The 6,667-nt window shown below is 69.3% G+C and carries 7 protein-coding genes and 1 pseudogene; 4 read left to right on the top strand and 4 right to left on the bottom strand.

What is annotated here, in order from left to right; translation table 11 throughout:
• From ACWDTP_RS36440 to ACWDTP_RS36425, 4 genes are all read right to left on the bottom strand, one after another.
• The coding region (locus tag ACWDTP_RS36440; RefSeq protein WP_450028078.1) for a DUF222 domain-containing protein at positions 1-312 on the bottom strand (312 nt) is incomplete at its 3' end.
• A gap of 54 nt (positions 313-366) precedes the next feature.
• The gene (locus tag ACWDTP_RS36435) at positions 367-1,575 is read right to left on the bottom strand and encodes an FAD-dependent monooxygenase (protein WP_450028077.1); all 1,209 of its coding nucleotides are present in this window, start codon (positions 1,573-1,575) and stop codon (positions 367-369) included.
• Between the two features lie 35 nt (positions 1,576-1,610).
• Positions 1,611-2,813, bottom strand: coding sequence for a serine hydrolase domain-containing protein (locus tag ACWDTP_RS36430; protein WP_450028076.1), 1,203 nt, complete (start codon positions 2,811-2,813; stop codon positions 1,611-1,613).
• Between the two features lie 14 nt (positions 2,814-2,827).
• Positions 2,828-3,487 (bottom strand): class I SAM-dependent methyltransferase, encoded by a 660-nt coding sequence (locus ACWDTP_RS36425; protein WP_450028075.1) that lies wholly within the window; start codon positions 3,485-3,487, stop codon positions 2,828-2,830.
• Positions 3,488-3,584: 97 nt separating this feature from the next.
• On the opposite strand from ACWDTP_RS36425, the gene pyrR reads away from it, so the two are divergent.
• The 4 genes and pseudogenes from pyrR to ACWDTP_RS36405 form a co-directional block, all read left to right on the top strand.
• Positions 3,585-4,142 (top strand): bifunctional pyr operon transcriptional regulator/uracil phosphoribosyltransferase PyrR, encoded by a 558-nt coding sequence (gene pyrR, locus ACWDTP_RS36420; protein WP_450028074.1) that lies wholly within the window; start codon positions 3,585-3,587, stop codon positions 4,140-4,142.
• Positions 4,139-5,089: an aspartate carbamoyltransferase catalytic subunit gene (locus tag ACWDTP_RS36415; protein WP_450028072.1), complete on the top strand. Its 951-nt coding sequence runs from the start codon at positions 4,139-4,141 to the stop codon at positions 5,087-5,089. Before pyrR ends, ACWDTP_RS36415 begins: the two co-directional genes overlap by 4 nt.
• On the top strand, positions 5,086-6,420 hold the full coding sequence (locus tag ACWDTP_RS36410) for a dihydroorotase (protein WP_450028071.1): 1,335 nt from the start codon (positions 5,086-5,088) through the stop codon (positions 6,418-6,420). The genes ACWDTP_RS36415 and ACWDTP_RS36410 overlap by 4 nt, the downstream gene beginning before the upstream one ends.
• Positions 6,417-6,581, top strand: a pseudogene (locus ACWDTP_RS36405) (transporter); the annotation flags it as partial. The gene ACWDTP_RS36410 and the pseudogene ACWDTP_RS36405, both read left to right, overlap by 4 nt.
• Between the last annotated feature and the right edge of the window lie 86 nt (positions 6,582-6,667).

The following is a 6,667-nucleotide window of genomic DNA, read 5'->3' as shown; positions in this document are numbered from 1 at the left end:
CCCGGTCAACGCGCGGCGCGGCCCCAGCTCGGCGGCCTCCCCTAAGCGGCGGGACGCTTGCGCAGTGGAGAGCCGCCAGCGGATGCGCAGTACCTCGTTCCACGACTTGGCGCCCATCTCCCGTGGCGTCGAGTCGGCCTGCAACCGGGCCAGCATCCGATGCGACAGGGACGGCAGCTGGCATGTCAGTTCCTCGTACTCGTCGAGCACCGCCACCAACTCGGCTCGGCTCAACGCCTCGAAATCACAGGCCGCGAACGCGTCGAAGGCAGCCCGCAACGCCGCTACCGCTTCGACCGCATCCACCTGCATGAATCGAACATACCTTCGACCACCGACAAGCGGGGGGTCGAGCTGCGCATGGCGTCAGGTGTATGACCGGGGAGCCGGATAGTCAGGCAGGTCGATGGCGTCGGCCACGGTGAACCATTTGCGCCCCGCCACGGAACGAAACGGCCGCCGCTGCATCCATTTCATCAGCTGTGCGGTCACGGCGATATCGACCGCCGATTTCGGTAGATAGCCGTCGATACCGTTCGGCAGCTGCTGACAACGCCGGATGTAGGGCCGCATGATCGTCTCGTAGCGGGCCAGCGCAGCCGGAATCGCCTGGACCTCAAGGGAATCCGCCGGTCCGAGTTCGCCGGCAAGCACGTACGCGCCGACCAGGGCAAGGCTGGTGCCCATACCCGACAATGGGGACGCACAGTAACCGGCGTCCCCGACCAGGGTCACCCGGCCGGAGGAGATCGTGGGCATACGGACCTGAAGGAACGCGTCGAAGTAGAAGTCGTCGGCTTCGGCTGCGGCGGCCAGCAACGCCTGGCAATGCCAGCCGGCCGTGGCGAAATTCGTTGCCAGAAGGGCCAACTGCGCCTCCGGATCGCGCCGGTCGTAGGCGACGGGGGCCGATCGGAACGCCAGACCGGCCTTGCACATGGCGGGGTCGTGCGACGGTCGCATCGATGCGTTCAGGCCTGGTTCCTGATACATCAGGTACCAGGCGTCGAGACCGACGGTGTCGGGCGCGGTGAACCACGCGTTGTATCCGCCCAGCGGGACGGCGTAATCGTCCTCGGGGCCGAAGGCCAGGCGCCGCACCGCCGAATGGGGTCCGTCGGCCCCGACGACGAGGTCGGCATCGACCCGGGTCCCGTCGCTGAGTTCGGCGCCGGATTCGTCGATGTCGGTGACGCGGGTGCCGAAGCGATACTCGGCGCGGTCACTGGTCGCGGTGTAGAGCACCTCGGCGAGATCGCCGCGCAGGATCTCCAGCTGCGAGACCATGCCGTTGCCGTCGAACGCCGTCACGGGCATTTCGGCCCGCCGGGTACCGTCGGCCCGCACCCAGGCGACACCGCGTTGCTCCAGTGACCGTTCCCGCATCTCGTCGATCAGGCTCATCCGACCGATCACCTCGCGGCCCGCTCCGCGAAGGTCGACGGTCTGACCGCCCGGGCGGATGCCGGGCGCGGCCTCCACCACGACGACGCGGTGCCCGTACCGGGCGAGCCAGTGGGCGAGCGCCGCACCGGCGATGCCTGCCCCGCTGATGAGCACGGTCGGCTGAGCCATGCCCGACAGCCTAGGCGCGCACGTCCCCGAACGGGCTACAGTTCCAGCGCCTGATAGGTGCGCCGGACGAACTTCGGCTGCGCGGCCTGCAGTTTGGCCGCAGAGGTGTTGCCGGCGATCGCGGCGGCATCGACCGAGAGGTCGGGATGGTTCTGGATCAGATAGATCAGGATCAGCTCGGCGGACGGGTCGGCCTGCCACCAGGTTCCGTAGGCGCCGGGCCAGCTGAAGGTGCCCACACCGCCCGGTCCGAACAGCTGTCGCGATTTGCCCGGGTCGGTGACCACCGACAGATTGAGGCCGAACCCGCGGCCCACCCAGAACGGTGCGCCCAGGAACGGGTGCTGCTTCTGTTCGGCGGTGAGCCGGTCGGTGCGCATCGTGCGCACCGACTCCGGCGACAGCACCCGCACGCCGTCGACCGTGCCACCGCCCAGCAGCATCCTGGCGAACGTCAGATAGTCGTCGGCGGTGGAGAACAGCCCCGCGCCACCCGCGCAGAACGGCGGATCGGCGATCGGCGGCGGCCCCATGACGTCATGGGTCAGGGTGTTTTCGGCGGTGAGCTTGTACATCGTGGCGGCCCGGCGCCGGCCCTCGGCGTCGACCGAGAAGCCGGTGTCGGTCATGCCGAGTGGTCCGAGGATCCGCTCGGCGAGCACCTGGGCCAGCGGTCTGCCCTCGATCCGGGACAGCACGATGCCGAGGACATCGGTGGCGTGGCTGTAGGTGAGGCGGTCGCCGGGCTGATGCGCCAAGGGCAACTGGGCCACCTCGGCCAGCCAGCGGTCCTGGTCCTGGCGCAGCGACAGCTTGCCGTAGGCCGCCCCCAGCGGCCCCAGCACCGAGAACACGTAGGCCAGCCCGCTGCGGTGGGTCATCAGATCGTCGACGGTGATCGGTCGGCGCGCCGGTTCGGTCCGGTCCAGCGGGCCGCGCGGCTCGCGCAGCACCCGCATATCCGTCAGTTCCGGCAGCCACTTCGTCACCGGATCGGTCAGCGTCAGCTTTCCCTCGTCGACCAGCGCCATGGCCGCGGCCACGGTGACCGGTTTGGTCATCGAGGCGATCCGGAAGATGGTGTCGCGCTGCATCGGCAGCCCGGCATCGACGTCACGGTTCCCCAGCACGTTGACCTGCAGGAGGTTGCCCGCCTGCCACGCCAGGGTGACCGCGCCGGCCAGCAGGCCCGCGTCGATCGCCTCGCGGATCGAGGTTTGGTTGCCGTCGAGGTTCACCCGGGCCAGGGTAGTCAGGTCCGTGCGGCCTGCAGCAGCCAGAACGACGCTTCGACCTCGTCGCCGCCGGGGCGACGGATCTGAACGGTCTGCGAGGTCAGCGTGGTGATGGTCCATCCGGCCTCGCCGAGCGTGCTGCGCAGGGTCTCCTCGGAGACCGTCGGCGCACCCCATTCGTCGTCGGCGTTCGCATCGGTAAACGCGCCGAGCAGCAGGGTGGCGCCGGGGCGGGTGGCCCGGTGCACGGCCGCGGCGTAGCTGCGCTTCCCGTCGTCGTCGAGACAGTGGTACATCCCGCTGTCGATCACGGTGTCGAACGCGGCGTCGTACCCGTCGAGGCGGGTGGCATCGGCGACGGCGAATCTGACCGCCACCCCGGCATCGACGGCGCGGCGCTCGGCGGTGATCAGCGCGGTCGGGGAGATGTCGAGGCCGGTCACGGTGAATCCCTGCTCGGCGAGGTAGATGGCGTTGTCGCCGAGCCCGCAGCCGATGTCGAGGACGGCGCCGTGCACCAGCCCGGCTTCGGCCCAGGCGACCACATTGTCCTTCGGCGCCTTGGTGTCCCACGGCGGTGTGGTGATCGGCGGCACACCTTCGGCGGGGCTCTCGCCGCGGTAGAGGGCGTCGAAGTCGAACGACGATCCGGAGCCGGAATTCGCGGGGCCTGTCATTTTCACCAGCGTAGCCCCGCTCTGCTAAGCTGCCCGGCAGTTCGACGTCCTTTAACGATCCGTCCAGAGAGGCGGAGAAGGAGGTCAGGGTCTCACCATGGACTCTTCAGGTACCGACCGGGAATTGCTGTCCGCGGCGGACGTCGGCCGCACCATTTCCCGGATCGCTCATCAGATCATCGAGAAGACCGCGCTGGACGATCCCGCGGGGCGGTCACGCGTGGTGCTGCTGGGCATTCCCACCCGCGGAGTGATCCTGGCCACCCGGCTCGCGGAGAAGATCGACGAGTTCGCCGGCGTCGGACTGCCGCACGGTGCGCTCGACATCACGCTCTACCGCGACGACCTCAACTTCAAGCCGCCCCGGCCGCTGGCCTCGACCTCGATCCCGCCCGGCGGGGTCGAGGACGCCGTGGTGATCCTGGTCGACGACGTCCTCTACTCGGGGCGCTCGGTGCGTTCGGCGCTGGACGCGCTGCGCGACATCGGCCGTCCGCGCAGTGTGCAGCTGGCCGTACTGGTCGACCGTGGCCACCGCGAGCTGCCGATTCGGGCCGACTACGTGGGCAAGAACGTGCCGACGTCACGGAGTGAGAGCGTCCACGTGCTGCTTTCCGAACACGACGACCGCGACGGAGTGGTGATTTCGAAATGACGCGTCATCTCCTGGCCGCCGCCGATCTCTCCCGCGAGGACGCCACCGCGATCCTCGATGACGCCGACCGGTTCCGTGAGGCGCTGCTGGGTCGCGAGGTCAAGAAGCTGCCCACCCTGCGCGGTCGCACCGTCATCACGATGTTCTACGAGAACTCGACCCGGACCCGGGTGTCGTTCGAGGTCGCGGGCAAGTGGATGAGTGCCGACGTGATCAACGTCAGCGCCTCGGGTTCCTCGGTGTCCAAAGGGGAGTCGCTGCGCGACACCGCGCTCACGCTGCGGGCCGCGGGTGCCGATGCGCTGATCATCCGCCACCCCGCGTCGGGCGCGGCCCAGCAGCTCGCCGAGTGGACGGCCGAATCCGACGGCGGCCCGGCCGTCATCAACGCGGGCGACGGCACCCACGAGCATCCGACCCAGGCGCTGCTCGACGCGCTGACTCTGCGTCAGCGCCTCGGCGGGATCGAGGGCAGGCGGGTTGTGATCGTCGGCGACGTACTGCACAGCCGGGTGGCCCGGTCGAATGTGACGCTGCTGGCCACCCTGGGCGCCGAGGTGGTGCTGGTGGCGCCGCCGACGCTGCTGCCGGTGGGGGTGGCCGACTGGCCGGTCTCGGTGTCCTATGACCTCGACGCCGAACTGCCCGCCACCGACGCGGTGTTGATGCTGCGGGTGCAGGCCGAGCGGATGAACGGCGGATTCTTCCCGTCCGCGCGGGAGTACTCGGTGCGCTACGGCCTGTCCGAGCAGCGCCAGGCCATGCTGCCGGACCGGGCGGTGGTACTGCACCCCGGCCCGATGCTGCGCGGCATGGAGATCGCCTTCCCCGTCGCGGACTCGCCACAATCGGCTGTGCTGCAACAGGTTTCCAACGGCGTGCACGTGCGGATGGCGGTGCTTTTCCATCTGCTGGTTGGTTCGGATCAGGAGGCGATCGGCGTATGAGTGACCAGGTGCTGATCCGGGGGGTACGGCCCTACGGTGAGGGCGAGGCGGTCGACGTGCTGGTCGGGGACGGCCAGATTGCCGAAATCGGTTCGGGGCTGGCAGTTCCCGGCTCCGGTGAGGTGATCGACGCGACCGGCCAGATCCTGCTGCCGGGGTTCGTCGATCTGCACACGCACCTGCGCGAACCCGGCCGCGAGTACGCCGAGGATATCGAAACCGGTTCGGCGGCTGCGGCATTGGGCGGATACACCGCGGTGTTCGCGATGGCCAACACCGATCCGGTCGCCGATACCGCGGTGATCACCGACCACGTCTGGAACCGGGGCCAGCAGGTCGGCCTGGTCGACGTGCATCCGGTGGGTGCCGTCACGGTCGGCCTCAAGGGGGCCCAGCTCACCGAGATGGGTCTGATGGCCTCGGGCGTCGGCCAGGTCCGGATGTTCTCCGACGACGGGCTGTGCGTGGACGATCCGCTGGTGATGCGTCGCGCCTTGGAGTACGCCACCGGCCTCGGGGTGCTGATCGCCCAGCATGCCGAGGAGCCGAGGCTGACCGTCGGCGCCGTCGCCCACGAGGGCGCCAACGCCGCACGGCTGGGGCTCGCGGGCTGGCCGCGCTCCGCCGAGGAGTCGATCGTGGCCCGCGACGCGATCCTGGCCCGCGACGCCGGGGCCCGGGTGCACATCTGCCACGCCTCCACCTCGGGAACCGTCGAGTTGCTGAAATGGGCAAAGGCCCAAGGAGTTTCGATCACCGCCGAGGTCACTCCGCATCACCTGCTGTTGGACGACTCCCGGTTGGCGAGCTACGACGGGCGGGACCGGGTCAACCCGCCGTTGCGGGAGGCCGGCGATGCGCGGGCGCTGCGCCAGGCCCTGTCCGACGGGGTCATCGACTGTGTGGCCACCGACCACGCGCCGCACGCCGAACACGAGAAATGCTGCGAGTTCTCGGTCGCGCGCCCGGGCATGCTGGGCCTGCAGACCGCGCTCTCGGTGGTGGTCGAGACGATGGTGCGGCCGGGCCTGCTGACCTGGCGGGGTGTGGCGAAGGTGATGAGCGAGGCCCCGGCGGGCATCGTCGACCTGCCCGATCAGGGCCGCCCGCTCGAGGTCGGTGAACCGGCCAATCTGACGGTGATCGATCCCGACGCCACCTGGACGGTGGCGGGCACCGAACTGGCCAGCCGCTCGGACAACACCCCGTTCGAGTCGATGGCGTTGCCCGCCACGGTGACCGCGACCCTGCTGCGCGGCCGGGTCACCGCGCTGGACGGGAAGCCCCGGCCGGCGGGCAGGAGCGCAGCGACCGGGGGATCAGCACCGTGAACACTCCCACCCTGATCGCTTCGTTGGTGCTGGCCGCACTGCTGGCCGTGCTGATCGCGTTCCTCATCAGGCAGATGATGCGCGGCTGGGTGCACCGGGCCCAGCGCCAGGCCGAGATGATCGGGACGCTGCCGCCGCTGCCCGACACCGTCGGGCAGGCGCCCCTGGGCGTTAGGTAGAGGACACGTCTGTAAAACAGTCACAGCGTTCTTCAACTCGTTTTGCGGGTTTTGGTTTTTAAGTTGTG

Source organism: Mycobacterium sp. NPDC003449 (genome assembly GCF_053588415.1).
This window is presented reverse-complemented; position numbering and strand designations above follow the sequence as displayed.

What these genes read in the sequence shown, in the direction of transcription:
- pyrR (WP_450028074.1), top strand. Translation starts at nt 3,585, where the DNA reads ATGGACTCTTCAGGTACCGACCGGGAATTGCTGTCCGCGGCGGACGTC.
- ACWDTP_RS36410 (WP_450028071.1), top strand. Translation starts at nt 5,086, where the DNA reads ATGAGTGACCAGGTGCTGATCCGGGGGGTACGGCCCTACGGTGAGGGC.
- ACWDTP_RS36425 (WP_450028075.1), bottom strand. Translation starts at nt 3,487, where the DNA reads ATGACAGGCCCCGCGAATTCCGGCTCCGGATCGTCGTTCGACTTCGAC.
- ACWDTP_RS36415 (WP_450028072.1), top strand. Translation starts at nt 4,139, where the DNA reads ATGACGCGTCATCTCCTGGCCGCCGCCGATCTCTCCCGCGAGGACGCC.
- ACWDTP_RS36435 (WP_450028077.1), bottom strand. Translation starts at nt 1,575, where the DNA reads ATGGCTCAGCCGACCGTGCTCATCAGCGGGGCAGGCATCGCCGGTGCG.